This is a genomic window from Pseudomonas triticifolii, assembly GCF_014358015.1.
Taxonomy (GTDB): domain Bacteria; phylum Pseudomonadota; class Gammaproteobacteria; order Pseudomonadales; family Pseudomonadaceae; genus Aquipseudomonas; species Aquipseudomonas triticifolii.
In genome coordinates, this window is the sequence record NZ_JACONV010000017.1 from 27224 (window position 1) to 45069 (window position 17846).

General features: G+C 58.3%; 17 protein-coding genes. 11 read left to right on the forward strand and 6 right to left on the reverse strand.

Features of this window, described 5'->3' with window-relative positions; genetic code table 11:
- Positions 1 to 121 precede the first annotated feature (121 nt).
- From rng to mreB, 5 genes are all read right to left on the reverse strand, one after another.
- Positions 122 to 1579 (reverse strand): ribonuclease G, encoded by a 1458-nt coding sequence (gene rng / locus H8S56_RS18795; protein WP_024687488.1) that lies wholly within the window; start codon positions 1577 to 1579, stop codon positions 122 to 124.
- Positions 1576 to 2178: a Maf family protein gene (locus tag H8S56_RS18800; protein ID WP_187519462.1), complete on the reverse strand. Its 603-nt coding sequence runs from the start codon at positions 2176 to 2178 to the stop codon at positions 1576 to 1578. Before H8S56_RS18800 ends, rng begins: the two co-directional genes overlap by 4 nt.
- A gap of 65 nt (positions 2179 to 2243) precedes the next feature.
- Positions 2244 to 2735, reverse strand: coding sequence for a rod shape-determining protein MreD (mreD, locus tag H8S56_RS18805; RefSeq protein ID WP_024687490.1), 492 nt, complete (start codon positions 2733 to 2735; stop codon positions 2244 to 2246).
- Positions 2728 to 3816: a rod shape-determining protein MreC gene (mreC, locus tag H8S56_RS18810; protein ID WP_214654152.1), complete on the reverse strand. Its 1089-nt coding sequence runs from the start codon at positions 3814 to 3816 to the stop codon at positions 2728 to 2730. Before mreC ends, mreD begins: the two co-directional genes overlap by 8 nt.
- Positions 3817 to 4028: 212 nt before the next feature.
- Positions 4029 to 5066 (reverse strand): rod shape-determining protein MreB, encoded by a 1038-nt coding sequence (mreB, locus tag H8S56_RS18815; RefSeq protein ID WP_002555108.1) that lies wholly within the window; start codon positions 5064 to 5066, stop codon positions 4029 to 4031.
- Between the two features lie 206 nt (positions 5067 to 5272).
- Between mreB and gatC the strand changes: the two genes are divergently transcribed.
- From gatC to H8S56_RS18855, 8 genes are all read left to right on the forward strand, one after another.
- Entirely contained in the window at positions 5273 to 5560 is a 288-nt protein-coding gene (gene gatC / locus H8S56_RS18820) for an Asp-tRNA(Asn)/Glu-tRNA(Gln) amidotransferase subunit GatC (protein ID WP_024687492.1), read from the forward strand.
- Positions 5561 to 5574: 14 nt separating this feature from the next.
- Positions 5575 to 7026, forward strand: coding sequence for an Asp-tRNA(Asn)/Glu-tRNA(Gln) amidotransferase subunit GatA (gene gatA / locus H8S56_RS18825; RefSeq protein ID WP_024693996.1), 1452 nt, complete (start codon positions 5575 to 5577; stop codon positions 7024 to 7026).
- Between the two features lie 10 nt (positions 7027 to 7036).
- Positions 7037 to 8482 carry an Asp-tRNA(Asn)/Glu-tRNA(Gln) amidotransferase subunit GatB gene (gene gatB, locus H8S56_RS18830; RefSeq protein WP_024687494.1) on the forward strand — a complete coding sequence of 482 codons (1446 nt, stop codon included), beginning with the start codon at positions 7037 to 7039 and terminating at the stop codon, positions 8480 to 8482.
- Positions 8483 to 8673: 191 nt separating this feature from the next.
- On the forward strand, positions 8674 to 9045 hold the full coding sequence (locus H8S56_RS18835; RefSeq protein ID WP_024687495.1) for a septal ring lytic transglycosylase RlpA family protein: 372 nt from the start codon (positions 8674 to 8676) through the stop codon (positions 9043 to 9045).
- A gap of 53 nt (positions 9046 to 9098) precedes the next feature.
- On the forward strand, positions 9099 to 10130 hold the full coding sequence (locus tag H8S56_RS18840; RefSeq protein WP_187519463.1) for a calcium/sodium antiporter: 1032 nt from the start codon (positions 9099 to 9101) through the stop codon (positions 10128 to 10130).
- A 44-nt stretch (positions 10131 to 10174) separates the two neighbouring features.
- Positions 10175 to 10558, forward strand: coding sequence for a carboxymuconolactone decarboxylase family protein (locus tag H8S56_RS18845; protein ID WP_024687497.1), 384 nt, complete (start codon positions 10175 to 10177; stop codon positions 10556 to 10558).
- Between the two features lie 546 nt (positions 10559 to 11104).
- Positions 11105 to 11779: a response regulator transcription factor gene (locus H8S56_RS18850; RefSeq protein ID WP_024695132.1), complete on the forward strand. Its 675-nt coding sequence runs from the start codon at positions 11105 to 11107 to the stop codon at positions 11777 to 11779.
- A gap of 92 nt (positions 11780 to 11871) precedes the next feature.
- A complete protein-coding gene (locus tag H8S56_RS18855; protein ID WP_187519464.1) occupies positions 11872 to 12552 on the forward strand; it encodes a class I SAM-dependent methyltransferase in 681 nt (226 codons plus the stop codon).
- Positions 12553 to 12671: 119 nt separating this feature from the next.
- On the opposite strand, the gene pmrG is transcribed toward H8S56_RS18855, so the two are convergent.
- Positions 12672 to 13358 (reverse strand): lipopolysaccharide core heptose(II)-phosphate phosphatase PmrG, encoded by a 687-nt coding sequence (gene pmrG, locus H8S56_RS18860; protein ID WP_187519465.1) that lies wholly within the window; start codon positions 13356 to 13358, stop codon positions 12672 to 12674.
- A gap of 319 nt (positions 13359 to 13677) precedes the next feature.
- On the opposite strand from pmrG, the gene H8S56_RS18865 reads away from it, so the two are divergent.
- The 3 genes from H8S56_RS18865 to H8S56_RS18875 all read left to right on the forward strand — a co-directional run bounded on the left by H8S56_RS18865 (position 13678) and on the right by H8S56_RS18875 (position 17837).
- A complete protein-coding gene (locus H8S56_RS18865; protein ID WP_187519466.1) occupies positions 13678 to 15327 on the forward strand; it encodes a phosphoethanolamine transferase in 1650 nt (549 codons plus the stop codon).
- A 189-nt stretch (positions 15328 to 15516) separates the two neighbouring features.
- Positions 15517 to 16845 (forward strand): UDP-glucose dehydrogenase family protein, encoded by a 1329-nt coding sequence (locus tag H8S56_RS18870; RefSeq protein WP_187519467.1) that lies wholly within the window; start codon positions 15517 to 15519, stop codon positions 16843 to 16845.
- Complete coding sequence (locus tag H8S56_RS18875; RefSeq protein WP_187519468.1) at positions 16842 to 17837, forward strand: SDR family NAD(P)-dependent oxidoreductase; 996 nt, start codon at positions 16842 to 16844, stop codon at positions 17835 to 17837. The genes H8S56_RS18870 and H8S56_RS18875 overlap by 4 nt, the downstream gene beginning before the upstream one ends.
- The last annotated feature ends 9 nt before the right edge of the window (positions 17838 to 17846 follow it).

The following is a 17846-nucleotide window of genomic DNA, read 5'->3' on the forward strand; positions in this document are numbered from 1 at the left end:
CACGCAGGCGGGTCCGGTCAGGTACAGGTTTTGCTCATTCGCCACGCATCATTCTCGATATAAGGGTAGACCGGCAGAACCCCGTCGGGCGCTTGTTGCAAACAATGGAACGGTGACAATCTCAGAGCAGTACGACGTCGTATTGTTCCTGCGAGTACATGGTTTCTACCTGAAAACGAATGGTGCGACCGATAAAGCTCTCAAGCTCAGCCACATTGCCCGATTCTTCGTCGAGCAGGCGGTCAACGACACGCTGGTTGGCCAACACGCGATAACCCACTGCCTGGTAGGCTCTGGCCTCACGCAGAATCTCACGGAAGATTTCGTAACAGATGGTTTCCGGGGTCTTCAACTTGCCGCGTCCCTGACAGCAATGACAAGGCTCGCACAGCACCTGTTCCAGGCTTTCACGGGTGCGCTTGCGGGTCATCTGCACCAGCCCCAGCTCGGTGATGCCGATGATGTTGGTCTTGGCGTGATCGCGCTCCAGCTGCTTTTCCAGCGTGCGCAGCACCTGACGCTGATGCTCACCGTCTTCCATGTCGATGAAATCGATGATGATGATGCCGCCCAGGTTGCGCAGGCGCAGCTGGCGGGCGATGGCGGTGGCCGCTTCAAGGTTGGTCTTGAAGATGGTTTCTTCCAGATTACGATGCCCGACGAACGCCCCGGTGTTGACGTCGATGGTACTCATCGCTTCAGCAGGATCGACCACCAGATAGCCGCCCGACTTGAGCGGCACCTTGCGCTCCAGGGCCTTCTGGATTTCGTCCTCGACGCCGTACAGGTCGAAAATCGGCCGCTCGCCCGGGTAATGCTCAAGACGATCGGCGATCTCCGGCATCAGTTCGGCAACGAACTGCGTGGTTTTCTGGAAGGTCTCGCGTGAGTCGATACGGATCTTCTCGATGCGCGGGCTGACCAGATCGCGCAAGGTGCGCAAGGCCAGCCCCAGGTCTTCGTAGATGACCGTGGGCGGGCTGACGGTCTTGATCTGCTCGCCGATCTGATCCCAGAGCCTGCGCAGATAACGGATGTCCATGAGGATTTCGTCAGCGCCTGCACCTTCGGCGGCGGTGCGCAGGATGAAGCCACCCGACTCTTTGATGCCTTCCAGCGCCACACAATCGCTGACGACTTTCTTGAGGCGCTCACGCTCGGCCTCGTCCTCGATCTTCAGCGAGATACCAACATGCGCGGTGCGCGGCATGTAGACCAGATAACGGGACGGGATCGACAACTGCGTGGTGAGCCGCGCGCCCTTGCTGCCGATCGGGTCCTTGGTGACTTGTACGACCAGGCTCTGCCCGTCATGCACCAGCGAGGCAATGCTTTCGACAGCGGGACCTTCGCGCATGGAAATTTCCGACGCATGAATGAAGGCAGCGCGGTCCAGACCAATGTCGATGAACGCGGCCTGCATGCCGGGCAGCACACGCACAACTTTGCCCTTGTAGATATTGCCCACGATGCCCCGACGCTGGGTCCGCTCAACGTGGACCTCTTGCAGCACACCGTTTTCCACTAGCGCCACCCGCGACTCCATCGGGGTGATGTTGATCAGAATCTCTTCACTCATGGCTTGTTACCTTCCAGGTATTGCCAACAGGGTATGCCGAAACGACCCAGCAGTTCCGCGGTTTCGCACAGAGGTAGGCCAACTACTCCAGAATAGCTGCCTTGCAGGCTCTCGACGAAGATTGCCGCCAGGCCTTGAATGGCATAGCCACCGGCCTTGTCATGCGGCTCGCCGCTGGCCCAGTAGGCGCTGGCCTCATGGGGCTGAATCGGGCGAAAGCGCACGCGACTGGTGACGACACAGGCTTCGCTGCGCTGATGGTCGATCAGGGCAATGGCGGTCATGACTTCATGCTCGGTTCCCGATAGCGCGGCCAGCATGCCCAGGGCATCGGCCTCATCCACAGGTTTGCCAAGAATCCGGCTGCCTTGCACCACCGCGGTGTCGGCGCCCATCACGCACGCCTGCCGGTCGCCGGCCAGCAGCGCCAGACCCGCCCGCGCCTTACCCAGCGCCAGACGCTCGACGTAGGCAGACGGTGTTTCCGAATCGAAAGGGGTTTCGTCGATCTGCGCAGTCAGCACCGTGAAAGGCACACCGATCTGGGTGAGCAGTTCGCGACGGCGCGGTGAGCCGGAAGCCAGATAGAGCGAGGGCATGAGGAACTCTCCGTGTCGGTGACAATGAACACGGCGCCACGCAGGCCGCTGTGTTCACGTTGCGCTTAATTGATCTTCAAACGCTTGCGCAATCCACGTAAGCCATAGCTGACCCAAGGCCACAGCAAGGCGCTGACCAATGCGGGCAAGACAAGCGCCAGGGTTGGCTGACGGTTACCGGTCAAGGCACTGAGCCACAGTTGGGCGAGCTGCGCCAGACCGAACACCACCAGCAGAACAAGACACTGTTGCCACATCGGGAACATGCGCAGGCGCTGCTGCAACGACATGACCAGAAACGTGATCAGGCTGAGAATGAGCGCGTTCTGACCCAGCAACGTGCCATACAACACGTCCTCCGCAAGCCCCAGCAGCCACGCAGTGGTCATGCCGTACTTGTGCGGCAGGGCCAGCACCCAGAAGGTCAGCAGCAAGGCCAGCCAAAGAGGCCGGAAAATCTCCATGAACTGCGGCAGCGGCGAAACACTCAGCAAAAGACCAATTGCGAAGGTAAGCCAGACGACCCAGCCATTGCGTCCGGAAACATGACTAACCATCGATACGCTCCCGAGAGCTGGAAGGTGAAGAAGCCGGGGGCTGGGAGGCAGCAGGCCGCGAGGCCGGTCTTGACGCGGGCGTTGACGGTGCTGCAGCCGGTGCCTGGCTTGCGCCCTGCCCCGCCGCACGGTGCGTAGTGGTGCTGGTCGGGAACACCGGCACGACCGGCTGCGACCACATCGGGAACGCAGGGGCTGGCGGCGGCAGGGTCGGCACCGTAGCGGGCTCAAGCCCCTTGTCGATGGATTCCTGCGCCAGGGCGGCATCGGCGGCACGCTCTTCAGGCGAGCGGCCGTCGGAGAACACCAGCAGCAGGTAGCGGCTGCGGTTCAGGGCGGCCGTCGGCACGGCGCGCACAATGGCGAACGGCTGACCGGAGTCATGGATGACTTCTTTCACGGTCGCCACGGGATAACCCGCAGGGAAGCGTTGCCCCAGGCCAGAGCTGACCAGCAGGTCGCCCTCCTTGATGTCCGCCGTGTCGGCGACGTGACGCAATTCAAGGCGTTCCGGGTTCCCGGTGCCGCTGGCAATGGCGCGCAGGCCGTTACGGTTGACCTGAACCGGAATGCTGTGGGTCGTGTCGGTCAGCAGCAGCACACGCGAGGTATAAGGCATGAGCTCGACCACCTGCCCCATCAGACCCCGTGCGTCGAGCACTGGCTGACCGAGCACCACGCCGTCACGCTCACCCTTGTTGATGATGATGCGATGGGTGAAGGGATTGGGATCCATGCCGATCAGCTCGGCAACTTCGACTTTCTCGTTGACCAGCGCCGAGGAGTTCAACAACTCGCGCAGGCGAACGTTCTGCTCGGTCAGTGCCGCCAGCTTTTGCAGGCGACCCTGAAGCAGCAGCGCTTCGGTCTTGAGTTTTTCGTTTTCGGCGATCAGCTCGGTACGGCTGCCAAACTGGCTCGCAACGCCCTGAAACATGCGCTGCGGCAAATCGACGATCCAGTAGGATTGCATCAAGACCAGTGACATCTGGCTGCGCACGGGCTTGAGGATTGTGAAGCGTGCGTCGACCACCATCAACGCCACAGACAACACAGCCAGTACCAGCAGACGAACGCCCAATGACGGGCCTTTTGCGAAAAGCGGTTTAATAGGCCGCTCCTCCGGGGCATGCGATCAACGGATCGAGCTTCAATTGGCAGATATTCATGCGGTATGGAACCGGCCTGGACAGATGAAAGAAATAGGCACCCTGATTTGACATCAGCCTAACGCATACAGGCAGCACAAGCGCCACCTGTAAACAAAAGGCTCATGTCAGGCACCCCGGCGAATTACTCGCTGGAGAGCAGATCCATGGTGTGCTTATCCATCATTTCCAGCGCACGGCCACCACCACGTGCCACACACGTCAGCGGGTCTTCGGCAACGATGACCGGCAGACCGGTTTCCTGAGCCAGCAGTTTGTCCAGATCACGCAGCAACGCACCGCCGCCGGTCAATACCAGACCGCGCTCGGCGATGTCCGAAGCCAGTTCCGGCGGAGACTGTTCAAGGGCGCTTTTCACGGCCTGAACGATAGTCGCCAGCGACTCCTGCAGCGCTTCGAGCACTTCGTTGGAGTTCAGCGTGAAGGCACGTGGAACACCTTCGGCCAGGTTACGGCCACGCACGTCGACTTCACGCACTTCGCCGCCCGGGTAGGCCGTGCCGATTTCCTGCTTGATGCGCTCGGCAGTGGATTCGCCGATCAGGCTGCCGTAGTTGCGGCGCACATAGGTGATGATCGCTTCGTCGAAGCGGTCGCCGCCCACACGAACGGATTCGGCATAGACCACGCCGTTCAGGGAGATCAGTGCGATTTCAGTGGTACCGCCGCCGATGTCGACAACCATCGAGCCACGCGCCTCTTCAACCGGCAGGCCTGCACCGATGGCCGCAGCCATGGGCTCTTCGATCAGAAACACTTCACGCGCACCTGCACCCAGGGCCGACTCGCGAATGGCGCGGCGCTCAACCTGGGTGGATTTGCACGGAACGCAGATCAGCACACGAGGGCTGGGCTGCAGAAAGCTGTTTTCGTGGACCTTGTTGATGAAGTACTGAAGCATCTTCTCGCAGACGCTGAAATCGGCGATGACGCCGTCCTTCATGGGGCGGATGGCTGCAATGTTGCCTGGTGTACGGCCCAGCATGCGCTTGGCTTCTGTACCGACGGCCACGACACTCTTCTGGTTGCCGTGAGTACGGATGGCAACGACAGAGGGCTCATTCAGAACGATACCGCGCTCACGCACGTAAATAAGGGTGTTGGCAGTGCCCAGGTCGATGGATAGATCACTGGAAAACATGCCACGCAGTTTCTTGAACATGGGAAAGGGACCCTAGGGAACGCGTGGGTAAAAAAGTGCGGCAAACTCTAACAACGACAGGGATTTTGGGCAAGGAGCCAATATGTTAAATTGGCGCTTTTATGACCACGACCCTCGACGTTAGCGGCTTGAGACCGCAGAAACACGATAGTGTTCCGCATTCTGCTATAAAGCAAACCTGCTCGTATTCCACTGGAGATACCCCCATGGCGCTTGAACGCTCCGACGTGGAAAAGATCGCTCATCTGGCCCGACTGGGTCTTAATGACGCCGATATCCCACGTACCACCGAAGCCCTCAACAGTATTTTAGGGCTGGTCGATCAGATGCAGGCGGTCGACACGACCGGCATCGAACCCCTCGCCCACCCGCTGGAAGCCTCTCAGCGCCTGCGCGAAGACGCCGTTACCGAGCGAAATCGTCGCGAGACTTACCAAGCCATCGCACCAGCCGTCCAGGACGGACTTTATCTGGTTCCGAAAGTCATCGAGTAAGGGAAAGAGCCTGCATGCATCAAATGACTCTGGCCGAGATCGCCCGCGGACTCGCCGAAAAGAAGTTTTCCTCTGAAGAACTGACCCGTGTCCTGCTGGCGCGCATCGCGCAGCTCGACCCTCAGCTCAACAGTTTCATCAGCCTGACCGAAGACCTGGCCATCACCCAGGCCCAGGCCGCAGACGCACGCCGTGCTGCCGGTGAGAATGGCGCCCTGCTCGGCGCGCCTCTGGCTCACAAGGACCTGTTCTGCACCCAGGGCATCCGCACCAGTTGCGGCTCGCTGATGCTCGACAATTTCAAGGCACCGTACGATGCCACCGTGGTTTCCCGACTGGCCTCGGCCGGTACGGTGACGCTGGGCAAGACCAACATGGACGAATTCGCCATGGGTTCGGCCAACGAGTCGAGCCACTACGGCGCAGTCAAAAACCCGTGGAACCTTGAGTGCGTTCCCGGCGGCTCATCCGGTGGTTCGGCGGCGGCCGTTGCGGCACGCCTGCTGCCTGCCGCGACTGGCACCGACACCGGCGGCTCGATCCGCCAGCCTGCAGCATTGACCAACCTGACCGGCCTCAAGCCGACTTATGGTCGTGTGTCGCGCTGGGGCATGATCGCCTACGCGTCCAGCCTTGATCAGGCCGGCCCGATGGCCCGCACTGCAGAAGACTGCGCCCTGCTGCTACAAGGCATGGCCGGTTTCGACGCACAGGACTCCACCAGCATCGATGAGCCCGTCCCGGATTACTCGGCGACCCTCAACGCATCGCTCAAAGGCCTGCGTATCGGCTTGCCGAAAGAGTATTTCAGTGCAGGCCTGGACCCACGCATCGCGCAGTTGGTCCACGACAGCGTCAAGGAGCTGGAAAAACTCGGCGCCATCGTCAAGGAAATCAGCCTGCCGAACCTGCAGCACGGTATCCCGGCCTATTACGTCATCGCACCGGCAGAGGCGTCTTCCAACCTGTCGCGCTTCGACGGCGTGCGGTTCGGCTATCGCTGCGAAAACCCCAAGGATCTGACCGACCTGTACAAGCGCTCGCGCGCCGAAGGCTTTGGCCCGGAAGTGCAGCGTCGCATCATGGTTGGCGCTTATGCGCTGTCGGCCGGCTATTACGACGCCTATTACCTGCAGGCGCAGAAAATCCGTCGCCTGATCAAGAATGACTTCATGAATGCGTTCGCCGAAGTCGACGTGATCCTCGGCCCGACCACGCCTAACCCGGCCTGGAAAATCGGTGCCAAGACCAACGACCCGATTGCCGAGTACCTGGAAGACTTCTACACCATTACCGCCAACCTGGCGGGCCTGCCGGGCCTGTCGATGCCTGCAGGCTTCGTCGAAGGTCTGCCGGTGGGCGTGCAATTGCTCGCACCGTATTTCCAGGAAGGCCGTCTGCTCAACGTCGCGCACCAGTATCAGCAGGTCACCGACTGGCACACTCGCGCACCTGAAGGCTTCTGAGGAGAAACACATGCAATGGGAAGTCGTCATCGGGCTGGAGATTCACACCCAGCTTTCGACCCAATCGAAGATTTTTTCCGGCAGCGCCACGACGTTCGGCTCCGAGCCTAATACCCAGGCCAGCCTCGTCGATCTGGGCATGCCGGGCGTACTGCCGGTCCTGAACAAGGAAGCCGTGCGCATGGCCGTCAAGTTCGGCCTGGCGGTGGATGCCGAAATCGGTCAACACAACGTGTTTGCCCGCAAGAACTACTTCTACCCTGACCTGCCGAAGGGCTATCAGATCAGCCAGATGGAATTGCCGATCGTCGGCAAGGGCCACCTGGACATCCCGCTGGAAGACGGCACGGTCAAGCGCATCGGCATCACGCGTGCGCACCTTGAAGAAGATGCGGGCAAAAGCCTGCACGAAGACTTCCAGGGCATGACCGGCATCGACCTGAACCGTGCAGGCACGCCGCTGCTGGAGATCGTCTCCGAGCCGGACATGCGCAGCGCCAAGGAAGCCGTGGCTTACGTCAAGGCGATCCACGCGATCGTGCGTTACCTGGGCATCTGCGACGGCAACATGGCCGAAGGCTCGCTGCGCTGCGACTGCAACGTGTCGATCCGCCCCAAAGGCCAGGTCGAATTCGGTACGCGTTGCGAGATCAAGAACGTCAACTCGTTCCGCTTCATCGAGAAAGCGATCAACAGCGAGATTCAGCGCCAGATCGACCTGATCGAAGACGGTGGCAAGGTCATTCAGCAGACCCGCCTGTACGACCCGAACACCAACGAAACCCGCGCCATGCGCAGCAAGGAGGAAGCCAACGACTACCGTTACTTCCCCGACCCTGACCTGTTGCCGGTGATCATCGAAGACTCGTTCCTGGAAGAGACCCGCGCCACGCTGCCGGAGTTGCCGCCGCAGAAACGCGAACGCTTCCAGAGCCAGTTCGGCCTGTCGGCCTACGACGCCAGTGTGCTGGCCTCCAGCCGCGAGCAGGCGGACTACTTCGAGCAAGTGGTCAGCATCAGCGGCGATGCCAAGCTGGCCGCCAACTGGGTCATGGTCGAACTGGGCAGCCTGCTGAACAAGCAGGGCGTCGAGATCGAGCAGTCTCCGGTCAGCGCCGAACAACTGGGCGGTATGCTCAAGCGCATCACCGACAACACCATCTCGGGCAAGATCGCCAAGATGGTGTTCGAGGCAATGGCCAATGGCGAAGGCAGTGCCGATGAAGTCATCGAGAAGCGTGGCCTGAAGCAAGTCACCGACAGCGGCGCCATCGAATCGATGCTCGACGAGGTCCTGGCGGCCAACGCCGAACAGGTCGAACAATACCGCGCCGCAGACGAAGCGAAACGCGGCAAGATGTTCGGCTTCTTCGTCGGTCAAGCCATGAAAGCCTCCAAAGGCAAGGCCAACCCGCAGCAGGTGAACGAACTGCTCAAGGCCAAACTGGAAGGCTGATACCTGCGAGAGATGCGCAGCCGCCTTGCACAGACTGTGGGAGGCGGCTTGTTACCGGCGATGCGTCTTTTCAGGCGACAACTTAATGACTGGCCTGACGCCTTCGCCGGCAAGCCGCCTCCCACAAATAGCCGGGCCACATGGAATTGTATGACAACCGCGCTTACCCACAGGCACTCAGGACCCGACCCATGCGCCGACTTCTCTCTGCCTGCAGCCTGCTGACATTACTGGCTGGTTGCTCCAGCAACAGTCTTATAGACCCCCACGGTTATGATGAAACCGGGCGTGCTTCGTATTACGGCTCCCGACATCACGGTAACCGTACCGCCAGTGGCGAACCCTTCGACCAGAACGCCTTGACCGCCGCTCATAGGCAACTGCCATTCGGCACGCGCGTCAAAGTGACCAATCTCGACAACGACAGATACGTCGTCGTGCGCATCAATGATCGCGGCCCTCACACGCGAGGCCGATTGATCGATGTCTCTCGCAAGGCGGCCGAACAACTGGGTATGCTGCGCAGCGGCACCGCCCCTGTACGCATTCAGGCCCTCGACTAAGGACGCCCTCGATTCTCCAGCTATCCACACTGCCCGCCCCCGCCCTGATCCAGATGGTCTGCGGCCTTTTATTGCTGTTGATCGGCGCAGAGCTGTCGGTTCGGTCGGCCGTCCACCTCGCCGCGCTGTTCAAGGTCAGACCCTTGATCATCGGCCTGACCGTCGTGGCAATGGGCACCAGCGCGCCGCAGATGGCCGTCAGTCTGCAGGCGGCCTTCTCGGACAACAACGACATCGCCGTGGGCAGCGTGATCGGCGGCAACATCTTCAACGTGCTGGTGATTCTGGGGCTGTGTGCCCTGATCATTCCGTTGCGGGTGGCCCGGCAGGTGCTGCGCGTGGACATCCCACTGATGATCGCGGCCTGCCTGCTGGTCATCGGCCTGTCGTGGACCGGTGAACTCAGCAAGTTCGATGGCGTGCTGCTGCTGGCCGCCATGCTGGCCTGCCTGTTTGTTGTTATCCGCCAGGGTGGACAGGTGCCACGCCACGGTGATGCAACCACGACCGAAAAGCCCCGCAGCCTGATACGCATCGCGATGCTGGCGGCAGGTTTGCTGCTGCTGACGGCGGGTGGGCAGTTGCTGGTAGACGCCTCGGTGGTGATCGCGATCAACCTGGGCCTGTCCGAGCGCATCATCGGCCTGACCGTTATCGCCATCGGCACTTCACTGCCCGCCTTGATGACCTCGCTGATTGCAGCCTTGCGTGGCGAGCGCGACATCGCCGTCGGCAACGTGATCGGCAGCAACCTGTTCAACCTGTTGGGCGTGCTGGGGTTAACCGCGCTGATTGCGCCGGTACCGCTGACCATCTCACCCAACGCGCTGGTCTTCGACTTGCCGATCATGCTGGGCGTCGCGGTACTCTGCGTGCCGCTGTTCTATTCCGGCTACCGGATAGACCGCATCGAGGGGCTGTTTCTGTTGTCGCTTTACCTGACCTACGGCCTGCACATCGTGTCGATCAGCTCCGGCATGCTGCTGGCCGAGCGCCTGGAAGGCATGATGCTCAGGTTCATCCTGCCGCTGCTGGGCGTGATCGTTGCCTTTGGCACCGTGCGCGCCTGGCGAAAACAACACTGACCGCCATTCGAAACGACCGACCACTACGCCTGAGGAGAAATGCCATGACAGACAAAACGATCAGCGATGGCGAACAGATTCGTCGCCAGGTGATGGGCGATGCCTATGTGGACCGCGCACTGGGCAACGCCACCGACTTCAGCCAGCCGTTGCAGGATTTCGTCAACGAACACGCATGGGGTAGTGTCTGGAGCCGCGAGGGCTTGCCTCTGAAAACCCGCAGCCTCATCACGCTGGCAACCCTGACCGCACTCAAATGCTCGCAGGAGCTCAAGGGCCATGTGCGCGGTGCGCTGAACAATGGCTGCACGGTGGAAGAAATCCGCGAAGCGCTGCTGCATTGCGCGGTGTATGCAGGCGTACCGGCCGCCATCGAGGCGTTTCGCGCAGCGCAGGAAGTGATCGACAGTTACGTGAAGCCAGACTAAGAACCGGGCCTTACCTGCAAGCCTCCATGAGGTGATAGTCAGTCGATGAAACAGCTGCCACCCATTGGGTGGCAACTGCATTCATTCCGCAAAAGGGACAGGGCGATCAGAACAACCCAGGCGTGCCTGCCTCGCTACAGTGCAGGCGCGGATGTGTTCGACCCCATTAAAAGCTGATGTATGAAGCCGTGGCTCGCCGCCTGATAGTAGCTAATAGCAAACGATGATCAACGGGTCCCGCCGCCCACGATTACGGTTCTCGCCCCTCCCCGATGCGCTATCTTTACCCGGAACTGCTCTGACGCCATCGGAAAGTGCTGCGAGTGGAGGACTGGCCATACCGGCGGCCTTGAGCAATGACCCGGAGCGCTATGGACGTCAGACACAGCCTCACCAAAAGAATCGTCCTTGTGTTCGCGCTGATGATTGCGTTCGTGGCCGTCATGTTTGTCGCTGGGCTCGGTGCGATCTTTCACGGGGTTTACCGCCAGGCGCCCAGTGGATGCAGATGCTCAGTGGAGTTGATGGACAATATAAGGCACCGTAATGGATATTCTAGTTATTGAGGATCACCCCGACATCCACGACAACCTGGTGGAATACTTTGAACTGAGAGGGCACAACGTAAAGGGCGCGCTTGACGGTTTGAGCGGGCTGCACCTGGCGGCCACTCAGAAGTTCGACGCAATCATTCTCGATATCATGCTGCCGGGAATCGATGGCAATGAGATATGTCGAAGCCTGCGCCAGTACGCCAAGACTGAAGTCGCAATCATCATGCTCAGTGCCCGCGACGAGCTTGAAGATCGTCTTGTAGGATTCAATGTGGGCACTGACGATTACATTACGAAACCGTTCGCCATGTCGGAAGTCCTTGCCAGAGTCGAGGCGGTCGTCGCCCGCAGTCAACGACGGAATAACCGAATCATGGTCGTTGCTGATCTGAAATTCGACCTGGACACCTGGGAGGTTTCCAGAAGCGGCAAGCGCCTTAAACTCAACCCCGCCAGCATGAAGTTGCTGGAGTTATTAATGCGCAAAAGCCCTCACATTGTAAAACGCGCAGAACTTGAAGATGTCGTTTGGGGGCGAGACGCGCCCAACAGCGACAGCTTACGCAGCACTATCCATATCCTGAGGCGTACATTGCACGGCGGTTTTGATGCGCCCTTGCTTCACACCGTTCATGGACTTGGTTATAAACTCAGCCCGGCGGAATAGTACGTTCCAGGGCAACATGGTTTTCACGATCACTTGACTCAGTCGCAACGCCGATCGCTCTATTTTTTGCTCATGACCACCCGGAGAGCGTCATGAGCGGCCCAGTCAGACTCAAGTTTTATGAACCGTACGATCAGGATCCTGCAGAGCAGTACTTCCTGAAACACCATGCCGCTCTCGCCGGTCGCCTGTCCCACTTGCGGGATGAGCACATGGTGCGCAAAGCACTCAAGCGAGCGGGAGATCCAGGATTGGTATTGGATCTGCCCTGCGGCGCAGGCAGGTTCTGGCCTGTGCTGGCAGAAAAGAAAAGTCGAATCATCATAGGGGCAGATCACTCGGCAGACATCTTGAGCACTGCCTGTTCGCTACAGGACCCGGACATCGTTAAGCGCGTCAAGCCGTTGCAGACATCCGCGTTCAATATTTCGCTGCCCAATAACTCGGTTGATACCATTTTCAGCATGCGTCTGCTTTACCGCATAGCAGAGGCAGAAAACCGTATGACGATGCTCAGAGAGTTTCACCGCGTTACCCGAGAGACCGTCATCCTTTCACTGTGGGTGGATGGCAACTACAAATCCTGGAGGCGCAGACGCCAAGAGGCCGCTCGCAGGGCAACGGGTGAACAAGCAGAGAACTCAAATCGTTTTGTACTGCATCGGGCAACCGCAGAAGCAGAATTCTTTTCGGCGGGGTTCGTCATCGAAGAGCGTATTGATTTCATACCGCTCTACGCGATGTGGCGGGTCTACGTGCTGAGTAAACTGTAACAGACGCCCGTGGCACCGCTTGTCCGGTGCCGGATTGTGTATAAAAAGGTTTTCTTGCTGACACAACAGTAACTCTACATGCGTTGATCAAACGTCAGGCCGAGCCCAATAAACAGTTATTATTTCAACTGCTCGTGGGTCAGGCTCTTCCATTGCTCCGCGCTTAAGGAACCGAGAATCCTGGGTATCGCCTTGCCGTCCATTTTTACAAAGAATGCTTGAGTGTATTCACTGGATCGCTCCCCCGCAGGCATCCCCATTGCTCGTTCGAAATGATCGATACAACCGCTGTGGGTTATCAGCACCAGATTTTCACCTTTTACTTTGTGGCCGACGACCTCATCTTTGAAGTGTTTATTGCATTCACCCACCCAGTCCTGAGCGACCACGGCTTGTCCGGCGATATAACTCGCTGTCTGCTGTGTGCGGGTAGATGGGCTGGCGATCATGTGTGTCCGTTCAAGGCCCAACCTTTGCAGACCCGCGCCTACGTCAGACGCGACATGGCTGCCATTCACCGTAATGCCATCAGCGCTGCCGAGACAGCGGTTCGCGGACCGGTCGCAACGCTCTGCATGCCTGATCATGACCACTACATCGCCATGCTTCCACTGCTCGACCAGCCCGGAGCTGACCAGATTTTTGCTGCTGCCAAGGTCTGCAACACCGGCCGTGGTCAGGTACCACGTCAGCGTGATTGCCAGCATTAAAGAGCAGACAGCGATCACTGTGCGCCAACTGAAGAGGCGAAATGGGCCAACGCTTATGTTGAGCGCGTCCAGATCCTGAATAAACGTATGTGCCATGTGAGTGCTCCTGTTGGTCGCCGTGATGCCGCTTCGTGCACGTAAAGTCTCGCGCTATAACATGAGCGTAAAATAAAGGTACTGCTGTGGCAGAGCAGTGAAGAAGATGTCAAAAAAAAATGGGTAACGAGAAGGATTCTCTGAAAAAAGACCGTGGTCGGCTTAGTTGAAACATAGCGGGTATGTTCGCCACGCTTGCCGATCTTTTATTACCACCTTTTTCACATAAATTTTATAATCCGCACCCTACAGTTCGCAGCCTTGCCGCAGCCACGAACGCGCTGCCCAATAGTTGCTTACTGAAGTCAGGAAGACCGGCATGTGGAAAATCAAAGCAGCTCGCCCCGAGCTTGCGATTATGCTCGCCAGCGTGTTTTTGTTGCTGGCGTTCAATACAACGTTGTGGCAACACTTGTTCGACATCACTGACAACCATGACGGAAATACCGTACTGCGTGTCGCGTTCGGCCTCATCGTACTGTGTATGTTCAATAGTGTGCTTACATTGTTGGCGTTTAAACGCGTCCTCAAACCGCTGCTGACAGTGCTGTTTATTCTAAGTGCAGCGGTTTCATATTTCATGAGCCAGTACGGCGTCTTGATCGATGTGGGCATGTTCAGAAACGTGGCCGAAACCAACATCACTGAAGCACAAGGCCTGCTTTCGCTCAAACTTCTCGCTTACCTTGTTCTGCTGGGGATCGTGCCTTCTGTCATCCTGTGGAAAACCCCGATCCACCATAGAAGCTGGCACAGAGCGTTACTCAGTAAAGCGCTTGTCATAGCAGGCTGCGGCTTTGTGATAGGTTCGATGGCACTGTTTAATTACCAAGGGCTGTCATCGCTTCTTCGCAACCACCATGAGTTGCGACTGATGGTGGTTCCCAGCAATTACATCGGTGCCTCCATTAGCTACGTGCGTGAGAAAGCGATCTCCGCACGGAAGCCGTTTTCAACGATCGCGGCAGACGCAACGTTGAGCAGCGCCTGGACGCAGCACACACGTAAATCGTTGACGGTTTTGGTCGTTGGCGAAAGCGCACGGGCTGATAATTTCGGACTGCTCGGCTACACGCGCGACACGACGCCGGAACTGCGCAGCCAACCGGGCGTGATTGCATTCAGCGATGTGCAATCCTGCGGCACAGAGACAGCGGTTTCGGTGCCGTGCATGTTCTCGAATATGGGGCGAAAAAACTACAATCCGACCACAGCCAAGAATCAGGAAAGCTTGCTTGATGTGCTGAAACGGGCGGGTGTGGATGTGATCTGGCGAGACAACCAGTCCGGCTGCAAAGGAACTTGCGACCGCGTGACATTTGAAGATGTCAGCAATCTCAAAGACTCTGCGTTGTGCCGGGATAACGAGTGCAGCGACGAAATTCTGTTGCAGGGCCTGCAAGCGCGTATTGACCGCCTTGAAAATGACACCGTGCTGGTACTTCATCAAATGGGTAGCCACGGTCCGGAGTACTACAAACGTTACCCAAAAACGTTTGAGAAATTCACACCGATTTGCGAGAGCAATGCGCTTAATAATTGCTCGCGAGAAAGCATCATCAATAGTTACGACAACACAGTGGTCTATACCGATCATGTGTTGGCCAGCTTGATTAAAATATTGCGCAGCAACCAGGAAAACGTCGATACCGCCATGGTGTATCTCTCAGACCATGGCGAATCATTAGGGGAGTACAACCTGTTCCTGCATGGCACACCCTATATGCTGGCGCCAGCACAACAAAAACATGTGCCGATGATCGCCTGGTTCTCTGAAAACTATCAGGCCTCGTTCGAGATCAACTCAGCCTGTCTGGAAAAGAAGCGCACTTCAGCACTGAGCCAGGACAACCTGTTTCACTCGATGCTGGGGTTACTGCGCGTAAACACCCTGGCTTATGATCCGACCCTGGATATATTTGCAGGGTGCAGAAATACCCTGGATGGTGGCGCACTGGCAGAGCAATAACACCCTTAATGTCCACCTTGCCTGGTCCAGGCGAGGTGGAGCGATAAAAAGTCAATGCGCCCGCCCTTATTTAATAAACACAGTCATCGTTTCTTAACATATTTATGACATTTATCTTGCGCTACACGTCCAGCTTCGATCGGGCATTAAAAACACGCTCATTGACTCAAGGAGCAGAGGGAGCAGCGCATGAAAGTGACCGTGTTCGGAACTGGCTACGTGGGGCTGACACAAGCCGCCTGCCTCGCGAAAGTAGGCCACACCGTCTGTTGCATGGATGTGGACGAGAACCGTATCGAAGCGCTACGCGACGGCCTGTGCCCAATCTTTGAACCCGGCCTTGAAGAACTGTTGCGAAACGGGCTGGACTGCCAGCGTTTGCATTTCACTACGGACGTTGCCGAAGCCAGCCGCTTTGCCGAGATCGTGTTCATCGCGGTAGGTACACCGTCGCAGGCGGACGGCAAAGCGGATCTGAGCCAGGTGTTTGCTGTGCTGCGCTCCCTGCTCGGGCACGCCGACGGTGCTCGGCTGATCGTCAACAAATCCACTTCACCTGTCGGGACGGTGGACCGTTTACTGGCCGAAATCGCTGCCAGCCCGCGACGTGATGACGGCTTCGAAGTGATCAGCAACCCGGAATTTTTCAAGGAAGGCTCCGCTGTCAGTGATTGCCTGCGCCCGGATCGAATTATCGTTGGCGGTGCCAGTCAGGCAGCGCTGGAGCTCATGCGTGAGCTGTATCAACCCTTCAGCCGCAACCGTGAGAAGTTTGTGGTCATGGATGCCCGTAGTGCTGAGCTGACCAAGTACGCGGCCAACTGTCTGCTGGCGACCAAGATCTCTTTCATCAATGAACTGGCCAATCTGGCCGAGCGGGTGGACGCAGATATTGAGCAGGTTCGCCTGGGCATTGGGTCAGATCCGCGCATCGGATACGACTTCATCTACCCAGGCTGCGGCTTCGGCGGATCGTGCTTTCCCAAGGATCTTCAGGCGTTGATCGGCACCGCTGAAGAACACGGCATCGAAACATCCCTTCTCAACGCCGTGGCACAGGTCAACCGCCGCCAAAAACACCGCCTGTTCGAGAAGATCCGCTCGCATTACCACGGCGCACTCAAGGGCAAGGTGCTTGCGGTCTGGGGACTGGCTTTCAAACCCGACACCGACGATATCCGCGAGGCCTCCAGCCACTCCTTGCTGGAAGCGCTGTGGGCCGCGGGTGCGCAGGTTCAGGCCCATGATCCGCAGGCGATGCAAGCCGTGAGTCGCCATTACGGCGAGCGCGAGGACATGAAACTGGTGGATTGCAAGGAACAGGCACTTGAAGGAGCGGACGCATTGGTGGTGGTGACCGAGTGGCAGGACTACCGCGTTCTGAATCTGGATCAACTCGGCAAGGCACTGCGTGATCGGGTGGTTTTCGATGGCCGCAACCTGTTCGATCCAACGCAATTACAGGAAGCGGGCTTTGCGTACTATGGCATCGGGCGCGGCCAGAGGGTCCACCCATGACGGTACTCGTGACCGGCGCAGCCGGGTTTATTGGATTCCATGTTGCCAAGCGTCTGTGTGAACTCGGTGTTGAGGTAGTCGGCATCGACAACCTCAACGATTACTACAGCGTCGAACTGAAACAATCGCGACTGGCCGTGCTTCAGTGCATGCCCGGCTTCACCTTCAACAGGTTAGACATTACCGACGCAGAGGGTCTTGGCGCTCTATTTGAGCGGCATGGCTTCGAACAGGTCATTCACCTGGCAGCCCAGGCCGGTGTGCGCTATTCACTGGAACAACCCAACGCCTACGTTCAGTCCAATCTGGTCGGTTTTATCAATGTGCTTGAGGCCTGCCGTCAGCACCGACCAGCGCACCTTGTTTACGCCTCCAGCAGCTCGGTCTACGGGGCCAACACGCGTATGCCGTTTCAGGTAGAGGATGCGGTCGACAGGCCGCTCTCCCTGTATGCCGCCACAAAGCGCGCCAATGAACTAACGGCCTACAGCTATTCCCACTTGTATGGCTTGCGTGCCACCGGGCTGCGTTTCTTCACGGTTTACGGCCCCTGGGGCCGACCAGACATGGCGTTGTTCAAGTTTACCCAGGCCATGCTCTGCGATGAGCCTGTGGATATCTACAACCACGGCGAGATGGCGCGAGACTTCACTTACATCGATGACATCGTCGAAAGCATCATGCGTCTGCGCCTGCGTCCACCTGAGTCAGTGGACGGCGAGCCGCCTCATCAGCTCTTCAATATCGGCCGCGGCCAGCCCGTCAAACTGCTGGAGTTCGTCGATTGCCTGGAGAAAGCGCTGGGCGTATGCGCCAAGCGTCGCTATCTCCCTCTGCAAGCCGGCGACGTACTGCAAACCTGGGCCGACGTGACTGCATTGACCCAGTGGATCGATTTCCAGCCGCAGGTATCGGTCGGCACCGGCGTGAGCGCCTTCGTTGCCTGGTACCGAGATCACTATCAATCCGGGCCCCGTCTGCCATCTCTTTAATAAGGACAT

Coding starts and splice junctions, on each gene's coding strand:
- rng (WP_024687488.1), bottom strand. CDS start 1,579: ATGAGTGAAGAGATTCTGATCAACATCACCCCGATGGAGTCGCGGGTG.
- H8S56_RS18800 (WP_187519462.1), bottom strand. CDS start 2,178: ATGCCCTCGCTCTATCTGGCTTCCGGCTCACCGCGCCGTCGCGAACTG.
- mreD (WP_024687490.1), bottom strand. CDS start 2,735: ATGGTTAGTCATGTTTCCGGACGCAATGGCTGGGTCGTCTGGCTTACC.
- mreB (WP_002555108.1), bottom strand. CDS start 5,066: ATGTTCAAGAAACTGCGTGGCATGTTTTCCAGTGATCTATCCATCGAC.
- gatC (WP_024687492.1), top strand. CDS start 5,273: ATGGCGCTTGAACGCTCCGACGTGGAAAAGATCGCTCATCTGGCCCGA.
- gatA (WP_024693996.1), top strand. CDS start 5,575: ATGCATCAAATGACTCTGGCCGAGATCGCCCGCGGACTCGCCGAAAAG.
- gatB (WP_024687494.1), top strand. CDS start 7,037: ATGCAATGGGAAGTCGTCATCGGGCTGGAGATTCACACCCAGCTTTCG.
- H8S56_RS18835 (WP_024687495.1), top strand. CDS start 8,674: ATGCGCCGACTTCTCTCTGCCTGCAGCCTGCTGACATTACTGGCTGGT.
- H8S56_RS18840 (WP_187519463.1), top strand. CDS start 9,099: ATGGTCTGCGGCCTTTTATTGCTGTTGATCGGCGCAGAGCTGTCGGTT.
- H8S56_RS18845 (WP_024687497.1), top strand. CDS start 10,175: ATGACAGACAAAACGATCAGCGATGGCGAACAGATTCGTCGCCAGGTG.
- H8S56_RS18850 (WP_024695132.1), top strand. CDS start 11,105: ATGGATATTCTAGTTATTGAGGATCACCCCGACATCCACGACAACCTG.
- H8S56_RS18855 (WP_187519464.1), top strand. CDS start 11,872: ATGAGCGGCCCAGTCAGACTCAAGTTTTATGAACCGTACGATCAGGAT.
- pmrG (WP_187519465.1), bottom strand. CDS start 13,358: ATGGCACATACGTTTATTCAGGATCTGGACGCGCTCAACATAAGCGTT.
- H8S56_RS18865 (WP_187519466.1), top strand. CDS start 13,678: ATGTGGAAAATCAAAGCAGCTCGCCCCGAGCTTGCGATTATGCTCGCC.
- H8S56_RS18870 (WP_187519467.1), top strand. CDS start 15,517: ATGAAAGTGACCGTGTTCGGAACTGGCTACGTGGGGCTGACACAAGCC.
- H8S56_RS18875 (WP_187519468.1), top strand. CDS start 16,842: ATGACGGTACTCGTGACCGGCGCAGCCGGGTTTATTGGATTCCATGTT.